Genomic DNA, 25599 nt, shown 5'->3' on the forward strand with positions numbered 1-25599 from the left:
GCAAATAAAAAGACTCTTGAAGTATTCATTTTAAGCTTTTCAATATAACACATATTGATACAATAAAAGAAATAACTTAAACAGCACAGTCATAATGAGAGATTCCAACATAGAATGGAATGGCTTTTTATAAATCTTCTCAGGAGTAAAAGAAAAAGTAGAGTAATATGATTTTTTCATCACATAAGTTGCTAACTATAGCCTTTTTATTATTAATTTTAATATGTGGATTTAAAAACGCACATGCTGAGTTTAGTTTAACAGAGTTATCTCTTTCTGGTATAATTCTTGATGAAAAGTACAAGCGTATTAAAGAAAGATTGCAAGTTGTTGAAAAGAGAATAAAGTTTATTGAAAAAACATTTGTTGATTGAACACTTTCACAAATCCGCGCTTCTAATACAGAACATGATAAACTTATACAGGAACACAAAGATCTCGTTGACGAGAGGTTTAAGCTTAGTTTGAAATTAGATGATTTAGCTAAAGAAAAAATCAATTTAGTATACAGAGTACATAGGGCAAAAGAGTATGAAGTAGGGGAGTATGAGAAAAAGTAGTTAAAGCACGGAAATATTTGAAATCACAACGCTTTTATGAAGTGGGATATCTTCATAAGAGACATATAAATGAGATGGTAAAGCTTTATCTTTCGGTTGGAAAACAGAAGATTTTAGCTGGGCAAAAGATGCAATTAAATTAATAGACCAAGAGTTAATAAAGGGTATTAAAGAAACTATGACAGTGGATTTTGCTGACTTTGAAAAAGAGTTAATGAATAGTATGAAGGAACGTGATAACACGTAATCCTTCAAGTGTGAAAGCTGTTCCTTTGTTTTGTAAAACTACCAAGAAAATATATGATATCATGCTTCCCAATAGAAGAAAGAATATTATAAACCGCATATTGGCTATCATCAACGTTCTTATTTCAAAATGAAAAGGTAAAATCGAAAAAAGTATCGAATAAAACTTGTCTTATCCTTTCATCTTTTAAAATAGCCTGTCTCGTATTAAAAACAAACCCTAAGAGATCAGCAGAAGTTCCTTTTAAAAGCTTCAAAGCGTGTAGCTATATCATTACGAAAATATTCGATTTGGGTGGTATCAAAATTAGTCAACCCTTTATTAAGGGGAAGTTTCCACTCCCAATAATGAGAATTGCATTTATAGATAATTCGTTCACTTGGATCAATATACTCAATAATAGAAGGACCGCTTCTTGGAATTTTATTCAATTCATTTTTTCAAAATCATCAATATTAATAGCATGTTTTTGTAGTATAAGCATTACGCTCGCCAAAAGAAGTAGAAATTCAAGATCTTTTGAGTGTAAAAATGCATTTTAATACCATAATTTCCAACTTTTTCAACGGATTCTATCTATTTCATATAGCCATCATATAGAGGTTTTCCTTTATCTTTAAGAAGCTTTATTGTGAATAAAACGTATAGGTTTTCCATCTAAAAAGCACGCCTTTAGATTAAGAAAAAAATAATTTCAGTGCACTCATTGTTTAGTTCAACTTTTCCTGCCAAGAGCTTAAAAGTATAAAAGCTTCATCACGAGAACATACCATTATTGTTTCATAAGCAAGACTAAAAAATTTTTTTATCAGAGAAAGTCCCTTTGCGATTGTTCTAAAACTGCGGATGACAAAATGGATTTAATCCATCAAATGTTCTAACACACTATAAGTAACTTTACCTTTTTGATTCACATCAGGAGGATACATAAGGGGAATATTCAAATATATCTCATAATTTGAGAGTTCCATGCATTGTAATACCTGCTGTTAGAGCTTCATAGCTTAAAAGAAAAATTATAAATATAACAAAAGTTAAAGTAATAAGAGCTGTAAAATAACATAGAAGTTTACTTTAATTATATTGCAATATTGATTTGTTTATGCGATCTTGCGTTATTCCTTTGCACTAAGGTATTTTATGGATAAATTTTATAAAAGACCAATACCATAAACAAGGGGGATGCTGTATATGAGTGCATAAGAGTTTCATTTGCTATTTGTAACTTTTTTCTACAAATTTGACTTTTTTCTTTATCTTGCAGTAAGAAGCATAAAGTGGGTGTCATTTCATTGGTTTAATTTAATACACTTGATTAAAATTATATTTAATATTCCTAATGTTGGGATTATTGTACAAGCGCGTTGAAAGGACTAACTTAATCATGTCGCATAAAAATATTTGTTCTGTTGTTTCAGTATTAGTTGGAGCTGCTGCCCTTTTTCTTACAATCCATAGTTCTGCGGGTGCACAGACTTTATCTCAAGGTTGGTATAAGGTTTGTAGTAAGCAGCATGATGTTGATGTTTGTAATACAATGAATACTGTTTTATCAAATACTGGACAGCCTTTGACGGCTTTTAATCTCGTTGAAATAAAAGGAAAACAAAATGAAAAACGTATAGGTATTCAAGTGCCTACAGGTCGTTTTTTGCCAGAAGGTGTTCATATTCAAATAGGAGATAATTTCTCTAAAAAAATTCCTTATGTTATTTGCAACGGGCCAAGCTGTATTGCCAATGATGTCTTAGATGATAAGCTTATTGCAACTATGAAAAGCGGTTCAAAAATGGTTATAACCACAATTAATTACCGAGGTTCAGCTAATCCTATTGAATTTTCTCTTAGTGGATTCACAGCCGCATACACAGGCCCTGGTATGGAAGAAAAAGATTTTCAACAAGAACAAATAAAATTGCAGCAAGCTATTCAATCAAATCAAAAAGAAATTGAAGATCGTATGCGCGCCGAGCAGGAAAAAGCTAAACAAAAATAATAAACGTAAAATTTTCCCTTTTTACTTATCAAAACCGCTACAAAATATTTGTGGCGGTTTTCTTATACTTTAATTTTTAGAAGGATTTCTGCGTTTCCACCAACCAATACGCCCAGTTTTAGGAGCATCGCCAGGAACTGATGATATGACAACAGGATGACTAGCTTTCTCTTCAATTTTGGAGGCAACTACTTTAACAGGTTCTTCTTCTAGAGTTTTTTGTTCTGATGTTTCTTCTGTTGGTGTTGATTTTTGAGAAAGTGATTTTTTTCGCGTTTTACGTGTTGTAGATTTTCTAGCTTCTGTGGGATTTTTTTTCATCACCTCATGAGCAGATTTATCCACTTTTTTTGTCTTAGCTTTATGTATCGAGCTTGTTGTAGACTTTTCTTCCAAAGATTCTAGTATTTTTATATTCTGATCGTTCTCAAGGGGTTGTTGATTTTGAATTGCTTTTGAAGAACGTGTTTTACGTTTTTTAGGTTTTACAACCGTATCAATTTTTACAGCTTCATCTCGTTCTATATTTAAGTGCTGTGTATCGTTTTTTGTTTCCTCAAATTGAACAGATTTAGCAGCTGAAGTGCGGTGTTTACGATGTGCTGTTTTAATTTCTTCTAACGCTTGCTTAGCAAAATCTCCTACTGGTTCTGCATAAGGAATACGAAGCTGATAAAAACCATTCTCTTGATTCCGACGACCGCCGCGACGTCCACGACGACGTCCGCGACGACGAGAATCATCATTTAGCGTATTGTCTTTTTTATGAATGCTGGAAGAAGAATCGTCATTAATCTCATCTTGATGCTTTTTACGCCGATGTTTCTGGTTCATTTCAACAGAGATTTTATTTTCGATAGATACACTGTCTATTAGAATTGTGTCGTTAGCTTCTTCTTTATCATCATCTTCAACAATTAACGGTGGTTGAGAAACTGCCTCCGCTATTGTCCCCTTAGAAATAATGAGGTGTTGCGTTCCAATGCTATCATCTGCTTCAATACTGATATTAAGCTTAAAGCGCGCTTCTAAATTAACAAGAATATTGCGTTTGTGGTTTAATACATAGAGTGCTGTTGTGACAGGTGTGCGCACAGTAATATTATGTTGCGGATTGCGAAGAAGATATTCTTCAATTGAGCGCATGACATGTAAAGCAATCGATGATTCAGAACGCACATTTCCTGTTCCCGCGCAATGTGGGCAAGGTTGTGTTGTACTTTCTAAAACCGATACGCGAATACGTTGACGACTCATTTCTAAAAGACCGAAGTGTGAAATGTGACCAACTTGAATACGAGCACGATCACTTTTTAGGCACTCTTTTAACTTTTTTTCGACCAGTCTTACATTACGTTCTTCAAGCATATCAATGAAATCAATAACAATCAAACCAGCAAGATCACGTAAACGTAATTGACGCGCTATTTCTTCTGCAGCTTCAAGATTAGTTTGTAATGCTGTTTTTTCGACAGACAATTCTTTGGTGGAGCGACCAGAGTTTACATCAATAGCAACAAGTGCTTCTGTTTGATTAATAACAAGATAACCACCAGATTTTAAAGAAACTTGTGGGTGCAACATCTTATCAAGTTGAATTTCGATATTGTTGCGTGCAAAAATAGGGATAGGGTCGCGATAGGGTTGCACGACTTTTGCATGACTTGGCATAAGCATACGCATGAAGTCTTTCGCCTCACGATATCCTTGGTCACCAGAAACAAGAATTTCATTGATCTTTTTATTGTAAAGATCCCGTATAGAGCGCTTTATGAGATTGCTTTCTTCATGGATAAGGCATGGTGCTGTGGATTTTAATGTCAATGTGCGAACAGTATCCCATAACCGCGTGAGATACTCATAATCGCGTTTAATCTCAGCTTTTGTTCTATTTGCTCCAGCAGTTCGTAAGATGACACCCATCCCCTTAGGAACGGCTAATTCTTTTACAATCTCTTTAAGACGTTTACGATCTTGTATATTCGTGATTTTTCGTGAAATACCACCACCACGTGCTGTGTTAGGCATTAAAACAGAGTAACGACCAGCTAGAGATAGATATGTCGTGAGTGCAGCACCTTTATTACCACGTTCTTCTTTGATGACTTGCACCAACAAAATTTGACGTCGTTTAATCACTTCTTGAATTTTATACTGACGTCCTTGTTTTCGCTGATAGGTAGGGAGTTCTTCACGGACATCCTCTGCACCAACCATTTCGATATCATCATGAGAAACGCTTGCATTGAATGTTTCTTCTGTATCATCAAGTGTTATTGCTTCAGATGTCATGTCATGTTCAACATCCGCTGCTATGGTACTGTTACGCTCATCTTTTTTTGTTTTTCTGGAGCGTTTTTTACTTTTGTTTGTTTCTTCAGGAAGATTCTCCGCATAATTTTCTCCTACAGCCGCTTTTTCTTCTTCTTCAAGAAGAGCAAGACGATCAGCAATAGGAATTTGATAATAATCGGGATGAATTTCAGAAAATGTCAAGAAACCATGGCGATTGCCACCATATTCGACAAAAGCTGCTTGAAGAGACGGCTCTACACGCGTAATACGTGCTAGATAAATATTCCCCTTGAGCTGCTTTTTATGTTCTGATTCAAAATCAAGTTCTTCAATTTTGTTGCCGTGAACAACAACAACACGAGTTTCCTCCGGATGGGAGGCATCTATAAGCATTTTGTTTGACATAAGTTAAAATCCTAAAGGCGACATATACAACTTTATTCAAACGAACAGTATAACTGTTCGCAAAGGTAAAGGGTTGTCTGCCATAAAAGGGAGGTACCAGAAAAACAGGATGGGATATTACGTGCAAATGCATAACTGCATTTATAGCATTTCTCAACATCATCTCCATCTGTTTTGTATGACTCATAATTTTGTAAGTCTCCGGCAAAACAATCTTTAAAAAGTTCGGATATCCGAACCAGCGAATCTTAAATAACGCAATCCTAGCTTTTGTGACATAAAGAATTTTTATCCATAAAAAGCCTAAATGTGTAATATGCAATAAATCTTCTAAAGACAACTTAATATGGACTACAGATAATTTAGATGGTCTATCAGCTAGAAATCATAAGTGTTCTTTTATGTTGATATCATGGTTTTGGCAAGTAACAATATAATGGATCCTATTATAATATCTTTGAATTGCTTTAATTGAGTTTTTAGAGATATAAAAATTCAATGATTTATCATTTGTTGAACACTATGGAGTAAATTTGAACTATTTTTTATGCGGTTGAGATCAATTGTGACGAATGTAGGGTATTTTCACTTAATGATAAAAAGAATTTTTACCCCAAAGCTAAAAATAACCTATTGTGATGTTATTTTGTTCGTCCCATATTTTTTATTGTTTTTTTTAGTATTCCAAACAAATATCCAAGCTGCAGATGCCTTAAAACTTGTCAATTTGCGAACTATTGGTGATGATACACACACGCGTATTATTGCAGTTTTTAATGCTAAGCCAAATGTTCGTTTGCAAATTTTTGATAAGCCTGCGCGTTTAGTTATCAATTTACCCATCGTTGATTTTTCATCGCAAAATACATCAAAGAAACAGAAGTCATTATCAAGTATGTTATTAGATGTGCGTTACAGTTTTTCTGATATACAGACTTCACGCATTATTTTGACAAGCAAAGTCACTTTTATTGTTGAAAAAACTACGGTACAAAAATTAGATAATGGTTTATGGCAATTGTTAGTTGATATTAGCAAAAGCACACAAGAAAAATTTAATGAACTATTTGAAAAACAACAAAAAACATATTTCAATGCACAACAAAACTTAATGCCAACACGTAATTTCCGTGTCATTCTTGATCCTGGTCATGGTGGAATTGATGGTGGTGCACGAGGTATTACTGGAATTTTAGAAAAAGATGTGACATTAGCTTTTGCACGTGTATTGCGAGACGAATTAAGAAAAGATTCTCATATTACTGTTGCTTTAACACGTAATTCCGATGTCTTTTTAAGATTAAGTGAAAGAGTTAAAAAAGCGCAAGAATTTGGTGCTGATCTTTTTATATCTATTCATGCAGATACTATTAATACGCATTCTCTTCGTGGTGCTACAGTATATACGATATCAGATAAAGCATCTGATGCAATTGCAAAATCCTTAGCTGAAAATGAAAACAAAGTTGATCTTCTTGATGGTTTGCCTGCAGATGAATCACATGAAGTTACAGATATTTTGATTGATCTTACCCGACGTGAAACGCATGCTTTTTCAGTGAATTTTGCAAACAGTGTTGTTTCAAGCTTATCAAAAAATAACATCAATCTTATAAATAACCCTCATCGATATGCTGATTTTCAAGTGTTAAGAGCTTCAGATATACCCTCAGTCTTAATAGAGATAGGTTATTTATCCAATAAAGAGGATGAAGAATTATTAAATAAACCCCAATGGAGGAAACATATGGCTCACTCTATTGCTCATTCTATTCGGCAATTTGCTGAGTATAGGCAGAAAGTTATGCAGCCTCTTTAAATTTGTGATAAAATAGAGTATCAATCTGTGCTTCTATGTATAAAGGCAAAAAATATTTTTCTTTATCTCAGTTTAGTGATGATATCCTTGTGATATTGATGATGAGATAACATATTTTATTCGATCAATTCTAAAGAAAGCGATAGCCATTTTGATAATGATTTTTTTTAGATATCTTCTTAGTCTTGTTATGACTATTGGTTTTTGGGGGGCAGTCATACAAGGGGCGATAGCAAAAGAACCCACCAGTGCACTTCCTGATTATGAAGTTCTTTCGCTCTATGAACCGCCCGTGATGACTCGTGTTCACGCTTCTGATGGTAGCCTTATGGCAGAATTTGCCACAAAACGTCGCCTTTATTTACCAATTCAGTCAATACCAAAACTTCTTAAAGACGCTTTTGTTTCAGCTGAAGATAAGAATTTTTATCATCATTTTGGTTTAGATCCTGAAGGGCTTTCTAGGGCTTTGATCAATAATATCCGTAATATTGGCTCTGGAAAACGTCCAGAGGGAGCATCAACTATTACACAACAAGTTGCTAAAAATTTTCTTTTAAGTTCAGACGCAACATTAGAACGTAAATTAAAAGAAGCTATTCTAGCAATGCGTATTGAGAAGACCTATTCAAAGGATCATATTCTTGAACTCTATCTCAATGAAATTTATCTTGGTCGTAGCACTTATGGTATCGCAGCAGCATCATTAACTTATTTCAATAAATCTGTTAATGATCTTACTTTAGAGCAATGCGCTTATTTGGCTGCTCTTCCCAAAGGACCAGCGAATTATGACCCTTTCAAAAATACACAACGCGCTCTTAATCGACGCAATTGGGTTATAGATCGGATGGTTGCAAATGGATATGTAACGCGTGAACAAGGTAAAAAGGCTAAAGAAAAACCTTTAGGAGCAACACTGCGCGGTAGCGATAGCTACGTTTTTGCTGCTGACTATTTTACTGAAGAAGTGCGTCGTCGTTTAATGCATCGTTATGGAGCAAAAACACTTTACGAAGGTGGACTTTCAATTCGTACAACGCTTGATCCATCTTTACAGCTTATTGCTCGACGCGCTTTGCATAATGGATTAATTAAATTTGATCATTCGCAAGGATGGCGTGGTGCTTATAAACATATTGATAAGAGTGATGATTGGGGCATAGAACTTGCGAATATTACGGGATTAAGTGATGTTCCTGAATGGCGTTTAGCTGTTGTTCTTTCGATGAAAGCCAATAAAATAGAGATTGGTTTACAACCACAACATGAAGATTCAGGTTTATTGTCAACGAAGCGGGAAACAGCCATTTTGTCTGAAGCCGATTCAAAATGGGCATTAAATGTTATCAAAGAAAATGGCTATCGAAAAACAGTTCGGGATTTATCTCATGTCCTGCAAGTTGGAGATGTCATTTTTGTCGAAAAAACATCAAATACAGAGAATATTTATCGTTTACAACAAATTCCAAAGGTTGAAGGTGCGATTGTTGCTATGGAACCTCATACAGGACGTGTTCTTGCTATGGTGGGAGGATTTTCTTTTGCAGCTTCTGAATTTAATCGTGCAACACAAGCCTATCGTCAACCCGGTTCTGCTTTTAAGCCTTTTGTGTATGCAGCAGCACTCGATAATGGATATACACCAGCATCGGTTATTTTAGATGGTCCTATTGAGATTCGTCAATATAATGGTGAAATTTGGCAACCTAAAAATTATGGTGGTACATTTGCAGGGCCTTCAACACTGCGCTATGGCATTGAACATTCTCGCAATCTTATGACAATACGGCTTGCCTATGATATGGGAATGCCTCTTGTAGCTGAATATGCAGAGCGTTTTGGTATTGTAGATAAATTACAGCCTTATCTTCCCATGGCTTTAGGAGCCGGCGAAACAACGGTTTTACGAATGGTTACAGCTTATTCAGTGATTGCCAATGGAGGACGCTCTATTCATCCTTCTTTGATAGACAGAATTCAAGATCGTTATGGAAAAACAATTTACCGTCATGATGATCGTCTCTGTGAAAATTGTAATGCTGCGTCTTGGGATAACCAAAATGAACCCACATTAATTGATGAGAGAGATCAAGTTCTTGATCCTATGACAGCTTATCAAATTACATCAATGATGGAAGGCGTTGTTCAACGTGGTACAGCGGCGCGTTTACACTATCTTAATCGACATATCGCTGCAAAAACAGGAACAACCAATGATTCTAAAGATGTGTGGTTTATGGGATTTACTCCTGACCTTGTCGTTGGTATTTTTCTTGGTTACGATCAACCAACACCATTGGGATATAATGGAACGGGAAGTTCATTAGCAGCACCTATTTTTGGTGAATTTATGGCAAAAGCTCTGAAAGGGAAGCCAGATGTACCATTTAAGATGCCAGAGGGGATGATTTTAATGCCGATTAATCGTAAGACAGGCATGCTTGCTGAATCAGGAGATCATGATGTCATTATAGAAGCATTTAAACCAGGAACTGGGCCTGCTGATATATATCAGGTCATTGGTGGTACCAATTCTTTTCAAGAAGGGATTCCTGCAACAACTACTTCTCCACAAGTTAACAAAGCTCTTGAAAGCGGTACGGGTGGCCTGTATTAGTCGACCAAATCTGCGTTGATATGATTTGGCAGAGTAAAATAATTTTTATCTGTTTTTTGCAGAATAGCTACAGTAAATAGGTTGATGAAGTCATGCTTTTCCTTTACGACAAGCATTGAATTTATGTAAATGTTAAAAAACATAACCAAAAAGAAATCAAAATGAAAACTACGGTGTTCAATTATGCGAGCAGAAATAGAAACATTAGTTGATGAAATTCAAAAGGCAATTACGTTGCTAAGGGGGCATCTTTGACTGGGATCAATCACTAAAACGTCTCGAATATCTCAATCAAAAAGCAAAAGATTCAACGCTTTGGAATAATGCACAACAAGCACAAGAGATGATGCGTGAGCGTCAACGTCTTGATGATTCAATCAATGGTATTCGATCATTTACAAAAACACTCGAAGAATGCATTGAATTAATCGAAATGGGCGAAGAAGAAAGTGATGTTGAGATTATTACAGATGCAGAAAACTCAATACGTAATCTTAAAAATGAGATATATAAGAGACAAATTGATGTGCTTCTTTCAGGAGAAGCAGATCAGAATGATACTTATTTAGAAGTTCATGCTGGTGCAGGAGGAACGGAAAGCCAAGATTGGGCTTCTATGCTGTTACGCATGTATACGCGCTGGGCTGAACAGCATAAAATGAAGGTTGACCTATTAGAGATTCACGATGGAGAAGAGGCAGGAATCAAATCAGCGACTATTCTTGTAAAAGGGCATAACGCTTATGGTATGTTAAAAACAGAATCAGGTGTTCATCGTTTGGTACGTATTTCACCGTTTGATTCAAATGCAAAGCGCCATACTTCTTTTGCAAGCATTTGGGTTTACCCAGTTATTGATGATAATATTGAAGTTGATGTTTCAGAAGCAGATGTTCGTATTGATACATATCGTGCCTCAGGAGCTGGAGGGCAACATGTCAATACAACAGATTCTGCAGTGCGCATTACACATATAAAAACGGGTATTGTTGTTCAATGTCAAACAGAACGTTCTCAGCATAAAAATCGAGCAACTGCATGGTCTATGTTACGCGCAAGACTTTATGAAGAAGAGCTCAAAAAGAGAGAAGAGGAAACAAATGCTGTTGAAGCTTCTAAAACAGAAATTGGATGGGGACACCAAATTAGATCTTATGTTCTTCAACCTTATCAACTTGTCAAGGATTTACGCACAGGCATTGAAAACACTGATCCACAATCCGTACTGAATGGCAATTTAGACGCATTTATAGAGGCAGCACTTGCTCAACGCATTTATGGAAAAGTTCAAGACATTGAAGATATTAGTTAATAAGATACAATCTTTCTCAAGAATTTCTTAGGTTTATTGTTTGCTTCGTTTATTTCAGATCATATACCCCAATTTACTAAAGAAAATGGAGAGCATAATTTCTGCATTTTATAAATGCTCAAGTAAAGAAACTTATAAAACATTATTATATAAAAGTGCCGCAGAAAATACCTTATCGGCATGTCCGGGGACGCTAACTTTTCGCCATTCTTCTACTATTTTTCCTCTTGCATCAATCAGAAAAGTGCTTCGTTCAACCCCCATATATTTTCGCCCATACATGCTTTTTTCAACCCAAACACCGTAAGCCTCAAGCGTCGTTTTTTCTTCATCTGAAACAAGGATGATATCAAGTCCATGTTTTGTTTTGAATTTCTCATGTTTTTTAACATTGTCTGGAGATATTCCAATAATAATAACCCCGATTTCATCGAATTTTGTCTTCAACCGCGTAAAATCAATCGCTTCATTTGTACACCCACTGGTGTCATCTTTGGGATAAAAATATAAAACAACAGCTTTCCCTTGAAGATCAGAAAGACGTAAATTTCTTCCACCATCACGTGGTAAATCAAAATCTGGAGCGAAAGTACCTTTCAGCGGTCTTGTCATTGGTTTTTATCTTTCTTTTCTGTGTAGCAGGTGTAAAGCATAGGATCATAATAAAAGAAGTAAAAATTCAGCTCTCTTGTACTTAGTTCAAAGATTTTTTATTTCTCTTAGACGGCGTATTATATCATAAAGATTGAATTGAGAAAATAAGAGAAAAAATTATAGGGGTTTTATTAAAACATGTTTTTTCTTACCGAAGGAAAGTTTAATGATTCCCTCCGCATCAATATCTTCTTCAATTATAAGGCGCGTTTCATTATCAATGATTTTATCATTGATACGCACACCTCCACCTTGAATATGTCGACGTGCTTCACTGTTAGATTTAGCTAGTCCTGCTTGTACTAAAAGAGTGAGCACTCCAACACCCGTTTTTAATTTTATGACATCAATCTCAACAGTTGGAAGGTTTTCTCCAAGTGTTTTTTCTTCAAAAGTTTTACGAGCTGTTGCGGCTGCTCCATCGGCAAGATGGCGGCCATGCAACATTGCAGTAACTTCTGTTGCAAGAATTTTCTTTGCTTCGTTAATTTCAGTTCCTTGCAATGCAGAAAGTTTGCGAATTTCATCCATCGGCAATGTGGTATAAAGCTTCAAAAACCGTGTAACATCAGCATCTTCTGTATTACGCCAATATTGCCAAAATTGATAAGGTGAAAGCATATCTGCATTAAGCCATACAGCACCATCCAATGATTTACCCATTTTGGCACCAGAAGACGTTGTCAGTAATGGGGAAGTTAATGCATATAACTGTACTGTTTCTAAGCGATGTCCTAATTCAATTCCGTTAACAATATTGCCCCATTGATCAGAACCACCTATTTGCACACGCAGTCCATAACGCTTATAAAGTTCAACAAAATCATAAGCTTGTAGAATCATATAATTAAACTCAAGAAATGACAAAGAATGTTCACGTTCAAGTCTCAGTCTAACAGAATCAAATGACAACATACGGTTGACAGAAAAATGTTTTCCTACGTCACGCAAAAATTCTAAATAGTTCAAATTGCATAACCATTCAGCATTATTGACAATGCATGCATCGTTTTTTTTATCACCAAATGTCAAATAATTCGCAAATACCTTTTTAATACCAGAAATGTTTGCAGTTATATCATCTTGTGTCAGAAGGCGTCGTGCCTCATCTTTAAAAGAAGGATCACCAATCAATCCTGTCCCTCCACCCATCAAAGCAATAGGACGATGACCAGTCTTTTGTAACCAATAAAGCATCATAATTTGAAGAAGGCTTCCAGCATGTAAACTTGATGCTGTAGGATCAAATCCAATATAAGCGCTTACAACTTCTTTTGAAAAAAGATCATCTAAGCCTTTTTCATCCGAAATTTGGTGAATAAAACCACGTTCACTCATAATGTGTAAAAAATCAGATTTAAAGGCAAGCACAGTTTTTGTATCCTAATTAAATTATATTCGTTTATACAACAGATTATTTATGCATTCTCCCTACCATAAATAATACAGTTCTCACAAGAGAATGAGAAATTGAGTCATGAAAACAAATGTTATTACCTCTTAGGGAGAAATGCTTTTTATTGAAAAATAAAAAAATTATTTTTATCTTTAAACGCAAGTGGATATGAGAGAACTAGAAAATACTATAAAAATAAGCTTTCTTGTTATTATCAGAATAACTTTTTTCATTTTTGCAAATTCTAGCTTTTGTAAGCAAGAGAAAGTATTTCAGGGGGAGGAGAGAGAAATTCACCTGTAATATGATTATCCAAATATTGTGCACATCGTTCAATAAGCTCTTTATTGCATCCACTAAAAAAGTGGTTAGCACCTTCCATTATTTCTTGTGTAATTGTGATACCTTTTTGTGTTTTTAGTTTATCCACAAGTGTTTGTACATCTTTTTGGGGAGCAACTTTGTCGATATCGCCGTGAATTATCAGCCCAGAGGAGGGGCAAGGAGCAAGAAATGAGAAGTCATAAACATTAGGTTGAGGAGCAACGGATATAAAGCCTTCGATTTCTGGTCTGCGCATTAGAAGCTGCATACCAATCCAAGCACCAAATGAATATCCAGCTACCCAGCAATTTTTAGAATCAGGATGTTGTGTTTGCACCCAATCGAGTGCAGCTGCAGCATCTGAAAGTTCTCCTATTCCATAATCAAATTCACCTTGGCTACGGCCTATACCACGAAAATTAAAACGCAATGTAGTAAAACCACGTTGTTGAAACATGTAGAAGAGATCATAAACAATTCTATTGTTCATTGTTCCACCAAACTGAGGGTGAGGATGTAAAATAACCGCAATTGGTGCATTTCTTTGTTGTGAAGGTTGATAACGCCCTTCAAGTCGACCTGCTGGACCATTAAAAATAATTTCTGGCATTAAATGCTCCTTAAATGCTCTAAAGATCCTCATTGACCTTTGTCGACTTTTACCATAGAATCTCTCAATTTATTAATAGATATTCTTTTTTAAGTGCATTTTTCAAGAAAATTGCACTATTTTTTTTAAAATCAATTGATATTGCTTAATGATTGTGATGTAAAATGGCTATAAAACGTCGATATTTTGATCATAATGCGACAACACCGCTCAAAAAAATGGCGCGCCTAGCATTACTGGAAGCTTTAGAGATATTTGGTAACCCATCATCTGTTCATACGGAAGGTCGTGCTGCTAAGGCTTTATTGCAAAAAGCACGTCGACAAATCGCTGAAAATCTCAACACACATCCAGATCATGTTGTCTTTACATCTGGTGCGACTGAAGCAGCGATGACTTTATTAACGCCCTTTTATAATATGGGAAGCTCTACAGTTCAATTCTCGCATCTTTATATTGGGGCTACTGAACATCCATCTGTTGCAGAAGGAGGCCGTTTTTCTAAAGAATTTATCAGCACTGTTGCTGTTGATCAGGATGGGCTCATTCAACAAGATAAATTAGTTTCTCTCTTAATGCTTCACGATAAAATAAAAGGGCTTCCTCTTGTTGCAATTCAAGCTGCTAATAGTGAAACTGGAGTTATTCAAAAAATAAAAGAAATATCTACTATCGTTAGGGATTTTGGAGGCATTCTTATTGTTGATTTAACACAATATATAGACAAAAATTTTGTTAATATTCATCAGATGGGAGGAGATTTTTTTATACTGTCTGCCCATAAAATTGGCGGGCCAAAAGGAATTGGTGCTTTTGTTTCATGTGGGAACCTTCTGATGCCATATCCTCTTATTGTAGGAGGAGGACAAGAAAAAGGGTTTCGTGGAGGGACAGAAGCATTGCCGCTTATTGCTGCTTTTGGAGCAGCGATGGCTGATTGTTTTACACAAGAAGAGAGAGAACAGTTAATGTTCTTACGTGATAAATTAGAAGATGGAATACAGAAAGTGTCTCGTGATGTCGAAATTTTTGGCAAACGCGTTCAGCGTTTGCCAAACACAACTTATTTCGCTGTACGCAATATAAAAGCGGAAACTATGCAAATTGGTTTTGATTTGGCAGGGTTTTCTGTATCAGCAGGTTCTGCTTGTTCTTCGGGAAAAGTAAAGCAAAACAAAGTCTTGAAAGCAATGGGCTCTGATGTCCCCCATGGTGCAATTCGTATTTCAATAGGACGTGGCATAACGTCTCAAGATATTGATGATTTTTTATTGTTTTTTTCTCAAATGATCAGTAATAAAAAGAATTAGCATTTGCCATTTAACCCTTATTAAATTAGCATTATAAAAATTAAATAAGCTTGATTGAAATTTTCCCACTTTGCATATAGCTTAGAGAATGAATTGCTTGCTTTAATTTTATAAAGAAAGCAGGACTTTTAGTCACTGGTTCTTGATGCCAAAAAATGGAGAAAGTTTATGCCGGCAGTGCAAGAAACAATACGCCAAGTACGTGAAATAGATGTTGACCAATATAAATATGGGTTTGAAACCAATATTGAAACAGATAAGGCTCCAAAGGGTTTAAATGAAGATATTATCAGATTTATTTCTGCTAAAAAATATGAGCCTGAATGGATGCTAACATGGCGTTTACAAGCTTTTCGCCGTTGGTTGACAATGCACGAGCCTAACTGGGCGCGTATTCATTATCCAAAGATTGATTTCCAAGAGCTTCATTATTACGCTGCTCCAAAAAATCATACAGGACCAAAATCTTTGGATGAAGTGGATCCTGAGTTGTTAGCAACTTATGAAAAACTCGGCATTCCTCTCAAAGAACAAGAAATTTTAGCAGGAATAAGAAAACAATCTGACCCTTCTACTTTTGAGGATAATATTTATGCATCAGGACAGGTAGCTGTTGATGCAGTCTTTGATTCTGTTTCTGTTGTGACGACCTTTAAAAAAGAGTTAGCGCGTGCTGGGGTTATTTTTTGCTCTATTTCAGAAGCAATTATCGAACACCCCGATCTGATACAGGAATATTTAGGAACGGTTGTACCTGTGGGTGACAATTATTATGCAGCTTTAAATGCAGCTGTTTTTACAGATGGTTCCTTTGTTTATATTCCCAAAGGGGTTCGTTGCCCTATGGAACTTTCAACTTATTTTCGGATTAATGAACGCAATACAGGTCAATTTGAACGAACATTGATTGTTGCCGATGAAGATTCTTACGTTTCTTATCTGGAGGGATGCACGGCACCTCAACGGGATGAAAACCAACTTCATGCTGCTGTTGTAGAGCTTGTTGCACTCAAAAATGCAGAAATTAAATATTCTACAGTGCAAAATTGGTATCCTGGCGATAAAGATGGTAAAGGCGGTATTTATAATTTTGTGACAAAGCGTGGAGATTGTCGGGGCGATAATGCTAAAATTTCATGGACACAGATTGAAACCGGTTCTGCAATTACTTGGAAATATCCTTCTTGCCTACTACGTGGTGATAATTCACATGGGGAATTTTACTCTATTGCTGTTGCAAATGGTTACCAACAAATCGATTCTGGAACAAAAATGATTCATTTGGGAAAAAATACATCAAGTCGGATTGTTTCCAAAGGCATTTCTGCTGGATTTTCAAATAACACCTATCGGGGGCAAGTGACAGCACATAGAAAAGCGCAGAATGCACGCAATTTTACGCAATGTGATAGTTTGTTAATTGGCAATGATTGTGGCGCCCATACAGTCCCTTATATTGAAACAAAAAATGCGACAGCTCAATTCGAACACGAGGCGACAACATCAAAAATTTCTGATGATCAACTTTTTTATGTTATGCAGAGAGGAATTCCTGAAGAACAAGCTATCGCACTTATTGTGAATGGTTTTGTAAAAGAGGTGATTCAAAAACTTCCGATGGAATTTGCTGTTGAAGCCCAGAAACTCATTGGTATCAGCCTTGAAGGTAGTGTGGGATAATTGTTTAGATAAAGAGCACACACTTGAAGTAAAAGAGTCGGAACAGGATTAAATTAATGTTAGAGATAAAAAAATTGCGCGCCCGTATTGCTGGGACCGATACAGAAGTTATTCGCGGTTTAAACTTGACTGTTCAAGATGGTGAAGTTGCTGCTATTATGGGACAAAATGGAGCTGGAAAATCAACTTTGTCTTATTTACTTGCTGGTCGTGATGATTATGAAGTGATAGAAGGTGATATTCTTTATAATGGACAGTCTCTTTTAGAAATGGATCCAGCAGAACGTGCTACATATGGTATTTTTCTTGCATTCCAATATCCAATGGAAATCCCTGGAGTGGCAACAATGGAGTTTTTAAAAGTTGCGATGAATTCTCAACGCAAAGCACGTGGTGATGAAGAACTTAAAATTCCTGAATTTATAAAATATGTTAAAGAAACTTCTTCTAAACTTGAAATAGATATGAACATGCTAAAACGTCCATTAAATGTAGGGTTTTCAGGTGGAGAGAAAAAACGTGCTGAAATTTTACAAATGGCTCTTCTTGAACCGAAACTTTGTATTTTAGATGAAACGGATTCCGGTTTAGATATTGATGCATTAAAAATTGTTGCAGATGGTGTTAATAAACTTCGGGATTCAAAGCGTTCATTTTTGGTTATTACTCATTATCAACGCCTGCTTAATTATATTGTTCCTGATACGGTACATGTCCTTCATAAAGGACGCATTATTAAAAGTGGGGATAAATCGTTAGCGTTTTATTTAGAAAAAAATGGATATGCTGACCTGATCAGTGAAGCGGCTTGAGATCATTGAATATGAATACACAACAAGAATTGTTAGCGGTTGAAAAAGATATAGTCAATCATTTCAACAAATGTATAAGCAATTTACCTGGCGATAATACTGTGCGGGCAGTTCGCAAAAAAGCTATTGAACTGTTTCAAACAACACGACTTCCTTCACGTAAAATTGAAAGTTGGCATTATACAAATCTGCGTACGTTATTGAAATCTGTTCGTAATTTTTCAGAAGTACATGATGAGCAATTCGTTAATGCATCACTTTCAAAGAGCGCTGTTTTTTCTATTAAAAATGGAAAAACAGCTACACAGTCAAAGATAACAAATATTACAGTAAAACGTCTTACAGATGCATTAAAAGAGAATTCTGTAAAGATAGATCAAGTTGTTTCTAATGAAGATTTTATTGGGCAATTAAATACAGCTTTTGTTACAGATGGGTGGCTTTTTCATATTCCTGAAAATACAAAATTAAATGTTCCCATCGAATTGCAAAATATTCAAACGGGTGGACAATCTCATATTTTTTCAGACATAAAAATTGAAAAAAACAGTCAAGCCGTGTTTGTTGAACATCAGATTGACAATGATAAAGATACCTTTATCAATTCGATATCTTCATTACATATTGCCGCTTATAGCGATATTACGTGGATCATCATTCGAAATCGTGGTTTTAATTCGACACAGTTTGGCCGATTTCGTGCTATTCTTGGTCAAGGAACAAAATTATCACTTTATGTGATTAATATAGGGAGTCAACTTAATCGTCAAGAAATTGATATTGAGTTACAGGGAGAGGAATCTGATTTTCAATTACGAGTCATAAATTTATTATCAGGACAAACACATAGCGATCTTACGATGACTGTTCGTCATGTTGAAGAAAGATCAACCTCAACTGAAATTATACGCAATGTGGTTACAGACAAGGCAGTTGGTGTTTTCCAAGGAATAATCGCTGTTGCTCAAAAAGCGCAAAAAACAGATGCCCGCATGGCTTGTAATAGCCTTATACTCTCAGATGACGCGGAATTTAATGCAAAGCCTGAACTGGAAATTTTTGCTGATGATGTTGCGTGTGGCCACGGTGCAACAATTGCTAATATTAATCATGATCATCTTTTTTATCTTATGGCACGTGGTATTCCTTTTAAAGTGGCTCGTGCACTTTTAATTAAAGGGTTTGTCTTCGAGCTTATTGAAGACATCAAGCAGGATAATATTCAAGATATTTTGAGAAATATCATTAGCAAGTGGTTAGAAAAAAATGCTTAAGGTAAAAAAATGGGAAATGACTTACAAACATTCGTGTATGATGTAGAAGCAATTCGGCATGATTTCCCTCTTTTATACCATGATGTTTATGGAAAGCGATTAATCTATCTTGATAATGGCGCCTCTGCTCAAAAACCACGAACAGTGCTCAATGCAATGGATAATTTCTATCAATATAACTATGCGAATGTGCATAGGGGAATGTATTTTTTAGCAAATGCGGCAACACAATCTTATGAAAATGCCCGTGAAACAGTTCGTGCTTTTTTAAATGCTCAAACTTCTGAGGAAATTGTTTTTACAAAAAATGCAACAGAAGCCATTAATACTGTTGCTTATGGCTGGGCTATGTCCAAATTAAAAGAAGGGGATGAAATTGTTCTTACTATTATGGAACATCATTCAAATATTATTCCTTGGCATTTTCTTCGTGAACAAAAAGGTATAAAACTCGTTTTTGTCCCCGTCGATGAAAAAGGTATTTTACATATTGAAGATTTCCAAGAGGCTTTAAGTGATCGAACAAAACTGATTGCTGTCACGCATATGTCTAATATATTAGGGACTGTGCCTCCTGTTAAAGAGATTGTTCAGTTAGCACATCAAAATGCCATTCCTGTTCTTGTTGATGGTTCTCAAGGTGCTGTGCATTTAACAGTTGATGTGCAAAGTCTTGATTGTGACTGGTATGTTTTTACGGGTCATAAGCTTTATGGTCCCACAGGTATTGGTGTTCTTTATGGTAAAAAATATCGACTAGAAGAAATGCTTCCTTTTCAAGGAGGGGGGGAAATGGTCGAGTATGTGATGACTGATAAGGTTTCTTATAATGCTCCTCCCTACCGCTTTGAAGCGGGAACACCTCCCATAGTTCAAGCCGTTGGATTGGCTGCAGCTATTCATTATATGCAAGAAAAAGATAAGAATGCTATTTATGCACATGAAAAAGCACTGTTAGCCTATGCACATGAAAAGCTTGAAACGGTTGAATCATTACGGATTTATGGTCACGCTCCCAATAAAGGGGCTATTCTATCATTTACAATTGAAGGTATTCATGCACATGATATTGCTATGTTTATTGACAGAAAAGGCGTTGCTATACGTGCGGGAACACATTGTGCGCATCCTTTATTACAACGCTTTGGTTTAACATCTATTTGTCGTGCATCACTTGCTATGTATAATACTTATGAGGATATTGATCAGTTAGTGGAAGCACTGAGAGAAACAAGGACATTTTTTAATGGCTGAATCAATGAAAGAATGTCATTCTACGGAATCTGCTGAGACTGTAAGCGAAAATAAAAAATCTCACATATCAGCAATTCCAGCAGACGAAATTGATCGTATGACGAATGATATTATTGCTGCTCTTAAAACAGTTTATGATCCAGAAATTCCTGCTGATATTTATGAGCTCGGATTGATTTATCGTATCGATATTGAAGATGATCGTTCAGTAAAAATTGAAATGACGCTTACAGCACCAGGATGTCCCGTTGCCGGTGAAATGCCAGGTTGGGTAGAAAATGCTGTAAGCGCAGTTGAAGGTGTTTCGCATGTTGAAGTCACCATGACGTTTGATCCACTGTGGACACCTGATTGTATGTCAGAAGAAGCACAAATTGCTGTCGGATGGTACTAAATACTTTAAGAGAATTTCATTTACTCGCATTCAAAGTGCTTAAACAAGAATATACAAGCAATGTATTCGAATATTATGAAGATCGTTTAGTCATATGGAATATTCTAAATCTTATGAGATAGGCTGATGCTATTACACATATTATTGGCTGAAACTAGTGTGCTTTTTAATATGGCATAAAAAGAGGATAGGATAATTCTTCTTGTTAACATCATAAATAGTAAAATCTTTTGATGGATTTTAAAAAATTAACACTCTGAAAAAGTAATTTTTACAAATTATTAATAACAAATAGCACTAAAACTTTTAATGATAAGCAATATCGTTGATGAACTATGGAAAAAGGTATATTTCCATAGTTCACCGTGACTTTAACTTATTCTTCAATAATTCCACATGCCAAACGTGCTCCACCTCCACCAAGCGGTAATGGGGTATCTGAATGATTATCTCCTCCTAAATGAATTATTAATGAGCGCCCTTTAATCTCTGAAAGATTTTTAATTCGTGGGGCGATAACACTCATTGTTGATCGCCCTTTATCATCAACATAAAGTGCAGGTAAATCACCTAAATGGCCATTAACATTATAAGGTCCAAGATGCTTGTTCGTATGACTCGGATCATAATGTCCACCTGCAGCACCACCAATTACACCATCTTTCGTATCACATGAAGGATTTACATGTATATGAAAGCCATGCAAACCCTCTGGTAAGGTGGATAAATTTGGCACAAAAATTAAACCATATGTGTTTTCTTCAATTTCAATTGTACCAATAGATTTTTTGTTGCTATTTTCTATCTCATAAATTTTTACTTGCATAGATTTTGCTAATACAGCAACGTTATGAGATAAAAATGTTAGTGAAGCTAAGAAGAGAAAAAAAATTTTATTCATGTAGCACCTTTTTATACTATAATTTTTATTCTTACCTAAAATTGTGTAAATCATATTTTCTTGAGACATGATTTACTAAAAACTTGATAAGCTCATAATGAGCTATTCCGGAACACTCTAAAAAATTCAGATCATTTCTTCTCTTAATAAATAATGTAGCTTTTATAGATATTTTATCTGCATTTTTCAAAAAATGTTCCTAAAAAGGATTTTATAAAATCAAGATATATAACTTGTTGATTATTTTTTGACAAAAAAATCTGCTTATTATAAAATTTAACTATCATTATGTATATAAATCTTCCATAAAGGTACAAAATAGACCAACAAAAATGCCCATTATTAATCCTATCATTGCACCAATTATTGTTCCGGTACAAAATGCTACATCTATACCCATTGCGATAATTGGACCAAATCCTGGTAGGGCAATATAACCATAAGCTGCAAGAATTGCGGCAAGAGCTCCTGATACACCGCCATTTAGAATTCCAATGAAAGAAAGCTCTTTAAGAGAATAATAGATTTTTTTAAAAAAAGTTCTCTGCGAGCTTTTAGAATCAATATTGCTATGAGTTTTAAAATGAATCATATTTTTTTCTTTTATTTTGAATGCTCATCGTTCCAGAATAATCAACTGATACGAGAAAATTGTATTTTTTAAATTCTACTAAAGCGCGCCAAATCCCTTTATCATCTAGGCGCAATCGTTTAATATCTGTGAAACCATTTTGCATGAGACAGTTTTTAATTTGTGAAGCAGTAAATGAATTTTGTCCTGGTTTAGTGATATCTTTGGTGAAAGCATACGCAGAAGCTTGACAATAAGGGGAATAAAACATCTTACTTATTGAAGCTGTCACTATAGATGAGATACATATAGTCGCTATAAAAAAAATACTTGATTTCAGAATTTTACTTAATGTCATCTTGTTATCACCTGTGATACAATACTTCATTAACCCTTTGTATTGCCAACAGGTTCCAAACAATCTTTTATTTTCAATGTTATAATTAATAACGTAAATTTTAAAATTTTGTGTTGCTTAACTAAAATTATTTTTCTTCTCTTCTCTAAAGAAACATGAATATATTGGGGCTTTAAAAATTTTTATCTCTTTAACTTTTTCAAATAACCAATTTATGTCACTCATATTATCAAGTAACTGATATATTTAAGCTTTATGATGATAAAGCGTCCACATATCATTTCTCATACGATTTATTTATTTTCTTCACTATAGTTCTATTAAAGAAAACTTCGATGAATAATGAAAAAAATAAAAGAGTTTTATTTTTGTTAAAGTCAAATATTTTATAAAAATATAAAAAAAGAAAATTTTTTCTTAGCAAAACGGGTATATTATATTGTTAACGCTGTTTTTTTGTATTTGCGGCTCTGTTTTTTTACTATCTTTATGAGTTTATGCAGTACCGCTGCCATCATTTAAACTCTTTATAAAAATTGCTATTTACTTTGATTGATTAAAAAAATTAAATCGAATTCTTTGATAGATTTCGGGGAAAGCTTTGTATAATTTTTTTTAATCCATAACCCGGATACATTCCTTCTCGCATAAATAAATTACGTAATGGTGAGCAATTACGTAATAATCCAAGTCCAACACTGCGCATGATATGAACAGGTAACATATCAGAAAGTAAAGCAGAGTTAAGTGTATGAACAGCACTGCTTCGGATCAATATGTCAGGTTTACGGCATTTATTATAGTTTGCCATAATCATTTCAAATGTAGAATCAGATAGTTGGCTAGGTAAAATATCAATCAAAGTTTGAACATCACGAAATCCTAAATTTAATCCCTGTGCTCCAATAGGAGGAAAGACATGGGCTGCTTCACCCACTAAAATCGTTCGATTGGTAGCAAAATAATGAGAGATAAGTCCAGAAAGCGGCCATACTTGAATTGGTGTTTCTAATGTCAGTGATCCAAGCATTGATTGCATTTGATGTTCGATTATTTTTGCAATTGCTTTTGATCCTATATTCAATAATTCCTCAGCACGAGGAGGACTAACAACCCATACAAGACTCGATCTTTGCCCTGGTAGTGGAACCTGTGTAAATGGACCATTTTCTGTATGAAATTCAGTTGATGTATTTTGGTGAGAAAGATCATGCGAAAAATTAAGAACAAGTGCTTTTTGTGGATAACTCCACTGTTTGACACCTATACCCGCTGCCAACCGTGTTAAAGAGTTGCGTCCATCAGCAGCAACAACAAGTGAGGTTTGAATGACTCTATCATCTGCAAGAGTTATACAAACATGATTTTTTTGGTAAAGAAAAGATTTTGCTAAAGAAACAAATCTTATAATATTGGGCGTATGCTTAACAGAATCAGCTAGAATATTGTTTAATTCTACATTAGGTATATTATAACCAAAAGCTTCTTCATCAATTTCAGTAGAAGAGAAATTCACAGTAGGAGCACGCACAATCCTAGAGGTTATATCTATGATTCTAATGAACGATAAAGCTGCTGCATGGTGTTTGAGAACATTCCAAATATTGAGTTCTTTAAGTGTACGTATTGCTGGCATCATAAGAGTGGTTGTCCGTAATTCATCTGTATGAGCTGGTGGACCAATAAGACAAACAGAGTAGCCCTTATGTGCAAGTCTAAGTGCTGCTAACATACCGACTGGCCCAGCACCAATGATAGCAATATCTTTATGTTCATTTTTTTTTAATGTCACAACTGTTTAAGCCTCTTCCCATTTATTAAATATTTTAACATTTCTAAATGAATAATCTCTTTTTATTATATGAAGTTTTTCTATTATATTATGTAATAAATATGCGATATAAAAAAGTAACCTTTTTATGATTTTTTTACAGTAGATCATACCATCAGTAGAAATGGCGTATTGGTACATGGATGAAAACTTTAGAAATGAGGATAAGCAAACTTTGAAACGTAAGCTAACAAAAAAAATCAAAACTAATGCCGATCTATTGCGCCATAAAAAAGTAACAATGCCGCAAGCAAAGGGCTTTTCAGTCCATTTACTAACAGCTTCAAGTTCGTTTTTAGCATTTCTTTCTCTTATATCAGCTTCTCAAAAAGAATGGACGGCTATGTTTTGTTGGCTTGGTCTTGCACTTCTCGTTGATGGGATTGATGGGCCAATTGCACGCAAACTTGATGTTAAATATGTACTTCCAACTTGGTCTGGAGAACTCTTAGATAATATTATTGATTACGTAACTTATGTCCTCATTCCAGCTTTTGCGCTTTATCAAAGTGGTTTGATGGGGGCAGGATTGTCATTTTTATTAAGCGCTATCATTGTTATCTCATCAGCTATTTATTATGCAGATACTGGAATGAAAACCAAAGAAAACTTTTTTAAAGGATTTCCGGTCGTATGGAATATGATGGTTTTTATGCTTTTTGTCGTAAAACCAGGGGAGTGGGTTACCTTTACCATTATTGCCTTATCAGCAATCATATCTTTTTTACCAATTTATTTTATTCATCCAGTAAGAGTCATTCGTTTGCGATGGCTTAATTTTCCAATTTTTCTTTTATGGTGTTGCTTTGGTGTTGCCGCATTTTTTTACCGACTTGATGCTCCCCATTGGGTTAAGATAGGAATTTCAATAACAGGTATTTATATGTATTGCATTGGTGCTATCATGCAACTCTTTCCTCAATTTGGTGCAAAAAATCAGAAAAAACAATAAGATAAATATTTTAGGCAGAGTATA

20 protein-coding genes are annotated in these 25599 nt (G+C 35.1%); 12 read left to right on the top strand and 8 right to left on the bottom strand.

The window, feature by feature from the left end; genetic code table 11:
• Nucleotides 1-167 precede the first annotated feature (167 nt).
• Nucleotides 168-374: a hypothetical protein gene (locus J7R10_RS09905; protein ID WP_026501331.1), complete on the top strand. Its 207-nt coding sequence runs from the start codon at nt 168-170 to the stop codon at nt 372-374.
• A 1817-nt stretch (nt 375-2191) separates the two neighbouring features.
• The gene (locus tag J7R10_RS05450; protein ID WP_010705253.1) at nt 2192-2803 is read left to right on the top strand and encodes an invasion associated locus B family protein; all 612 of its coding nucleotides are present in this window, start codon (nt 2192-2194) and stop codon (nt 2801-2803) included.
• A gap of 69 nt (nt 2804-2872) precedes the next feature.
• Here the strand turns inward: J7R10_RS05450 and J7R10_RS05455 are convergent, their stop codons facing one another.
• Nucleotides 2873-5503 (bottom strand): Rne/Rng family ribonuclease, encoded by a 2631-nt coding sequence (locus J7R10_RS05455; protein WP_026501332.1) that lies wholly within the window; start codon nt 5501-5503, stop codon nt 2873-2875.
• A 592-nt stretch (nt 5504-6095) separates the two neighbouring features.
• Here J7R10_RS05455 and J7R10_RS05460 point away from each other — a divergent pair.
• The 3 genes from J7R10_RS05460 (at nt 6096) to prfB (ending at nt 11254) form a co-directional block, all read left to right on the top strand.
• Complete coding sequence (locus J7R10_RS05460; RefSeq protein WP_026501333.1) at nt 6096-7322, top strand: N-acetylmuramoyl-L-alanine amidase family protein; 1227 nt, start codon at nt 6096-6098, stop codon at nt 7320-7322.
• A 157-nt stretch (nt 7323-7479) separates the two neighbouring features.
• Nucleotides 7480-9942, top strand: a complete 2463-nt coding sequence (locus J7R10_RS05465; protein ID WP_010705256.1) for a penicillin-binding protein 1A — start codon at nt 7480-7482, stop codon at nt 9940-9942.
• A gap of 183 nt (nt 9943-10125) precedes the next feature.
• Nucleotides 10126-11254 (top strand): peptide chain release factor 2 gene (gene prfB, locus J7R10_RS05470; RefSeq protein ID WP_144050569.1). Its coding sequence is split into 2 segments (ribosomal slippage): nt 10126-10194 and nt 10196-11254, totalling 1128 coding nucleotides; the frame shifts between segments, so codons are not numbered across the junction.
• 132 nt (nt 11255-11386) lie between these two features.
• Here the strand turns inward: prfB and J7R10_RS05475 are convergent.
• The 3 genes from J7R10_RS05475 to J7R10_RS05485 all read right to left on the bottom strand — a co-directional run bounded on the left by J7R10_RS05475 (nt 11387) and on the right by J7R10_RS05485 (nt 14238).
• Complete coding sequence (locus tag J7R10_RS05475) at nt 11387-11866, bottom strand: peroxiredoxin (RefSeq protein ID WP_010705258.1); 480 nt, start codon at nt 11864-11866, stop codon at nt 11387-11389.
• Between the two features lie 159 nt (nt 11867-12025).
• Complete coding sequence (tyrS, locus tag J7R10_RS05480; RefSeq protein ID WP_010705259.1) at nt 12026-13279, bottom strand: tyrosine--tRNA ligase; 1254 nt, start codon at nt 13277-13279, stop codon at nt 12026-12028.
• Between the two features lie 269 nt (nt 13280-13548).
• Nucleotides 13549-14238 carry an alpha/beta hydrolase gene (locus tag J7R10_RS05485; RefSeq protein WP_010705260.1) on the bottom strand — a complete coding sequence of 230 codons (690 nt, stop codon included), beginning with the start codon at nt 14236-14238 and terminating at the stop codon, nt 13549-13551.
• A 164-nt stretch (nt 14239-14402) separates the two neighbouring features.
• Here J7R10_RS05485 and J7R10_RS05490 point away from each other — a divergent pair, with 164 nt between their 5' ends.
• From J7R10_RS05490 to J7R10_RS05515, 6 genes are all read left to right on the top strand, one after another.
• Nucleotides 14403-15548 (top strand): cysteine desulfurase family protein, encoded by a 1146-nt coding sequence (locus J7R10_RS05490; protein ID WP_010705261.1) that lies wholly within the window; start codon nt 14403-14405, stop codon nt 15546-15548.
• A gap of 168 nt (nt 15549-15716) precedes the next feature.
• Nucleotides 15717-17228, top strand: coding sequence for a Fe-S cluster assembly protein SufB (gene sufB / locus J7R10_RS05495; protein ID WP_010705262.1), 1512 nt, complete (start codon nt 15717-15719; stop codon nt 17226-17228).
• Between the two features lie 56 nt (nt 17229-17284).
• Nucleotides 17285-18040, top strand: coding sequence for a Fe-S cluster assembly ATPase SufC (gene sufC, locus J7R10_RS05500; RefSeq protein WP_010705263.1), 756 nt, complete (start codon nt 17285-17287; stop codon nt 18038-18040).
• Between the two features lie 11 nt (nt 18041-18051).
• Nucleotides 18052-19314 (top strand): Fe-S cluster assembly protein SufD, encoded by a 1263-nt coding sequence (gene sufD, locus J7R10_RS05505; RefSeq protein WP_010705264.1) that lies wholly within the window; start codon nt 18052-18054, stop codon nt 19312-19314.
• 9 nt (nt 19315-19323) lie between these two features.
• Nucleotides 19324-20568 carry an aminotransferase class V-fold PLP-dependent enzyme gene (locus tag J7R10_RS05510; RefSeq protein ID WP_010705265.1) on the top strand — a complete coding sequence of 415 codons (1245 nt, stop codon included), beginning with the start codon at nt 19324-19326 and terminating at the stop codon, nt 20566-20568.
• The gene (locus tag J7R10_RS05515; RefSeq protein WP_010705266.1) at nt 20561-20962 is read left to right on the top strand and encodes an SUF system Fe-S cluster assembly protein; all 402 of its coding nucleotides are present in this window, start codon (nt 20561-20563) and stop codon (nt 20960-20962) included. Before J7R10_RS05510 ends, J7R10_RS05515 begins: the two co-directional genes overlap by 8 nt.
• Before the next feature lie 376 nt (nt 20963-21338).
• On the opposite strand, the gene sodC is transcribed toward J7R10_RS05515, so the two are convergent.
• From sodC to J7R10_RS05535, 4 genes are all read right to left on the bottom strand, one after another.
• On the bottom strand, nt 21339-21863 hold the full coding sequence (sodC, locus tag J7R10_RS05520; RefSeq protein WP_010705267.1) for a superoxide dismutase family protein: 525 nt from the start codon (nt 21861-21863) through the stop codon (nt 21339-21341).
• A 286-nt stretch (nt 21864-22149) separates the two neighbouring features.
• Nucleotides 22150-22455, bottom strand: a complete 306-nt coding sequence (locus tag J7R10_RS05525; RefSeq protein WP_010705268.1) for a hypothetical protein — start codon at nt 22453-22455, stop codon at nt 22150-22152.
• Nucleotides 22442-22792: a hypothetical protein gene (locus J7R10_RS05530; protein WP_010705269.1), complete on the bottom strand. Its 351-nt coding sequence runs from the start codon at nt 22790-22792 to the stop codon at nt 22442-22444. The genes J7R10_RS05525 and J7R10_RS05530 overlap by 14 nt, the downstream gene beginning before the upstream one ends.
• 565 nt (nt 22793-23357) lie before the next feature.
• Complete coding sequence (locus tag J7R10_RS05535) at nt 23358-24584, bottom strand: UbiH/UbiF family hydroxylase (RefSeq protein WP_010705270.1); 1227 nt, start codon at nt 24582-24584, stop codon at nt 23358-23360.
• A gap of 178 nt (nt 24585-24762) precedes the next feature.
• Here J7R10_RS05535 and pcsA point away from each other — a divergent pair, with 178 nt between their 5' ends.
• On the top strand, nt 24763-25575 hold the full coding sequence (gene pcsA / locus J7R10_RS05540; RefSeq protein WP_208436384.1) for a phosphatidylcholine synthase: 813 nt from the start codon (nt 24763-24765) through the stop codon (nt 25573-25575).
• Nucleotides 25576-25599: the final 24 nt, after the last annotated feature.

Origin of the sequence: Bartonella vinsonii subsp. berkhoffii ATCC 51672 (genome assembly GCF_902825225.1) — a bacterium.
GTDB lineage: Bacteria > Pseudomonadota > Alphaproteobacteria > Rhizobiales > Rhizobiaceae > Bartonella > Bartonella berkhoffii.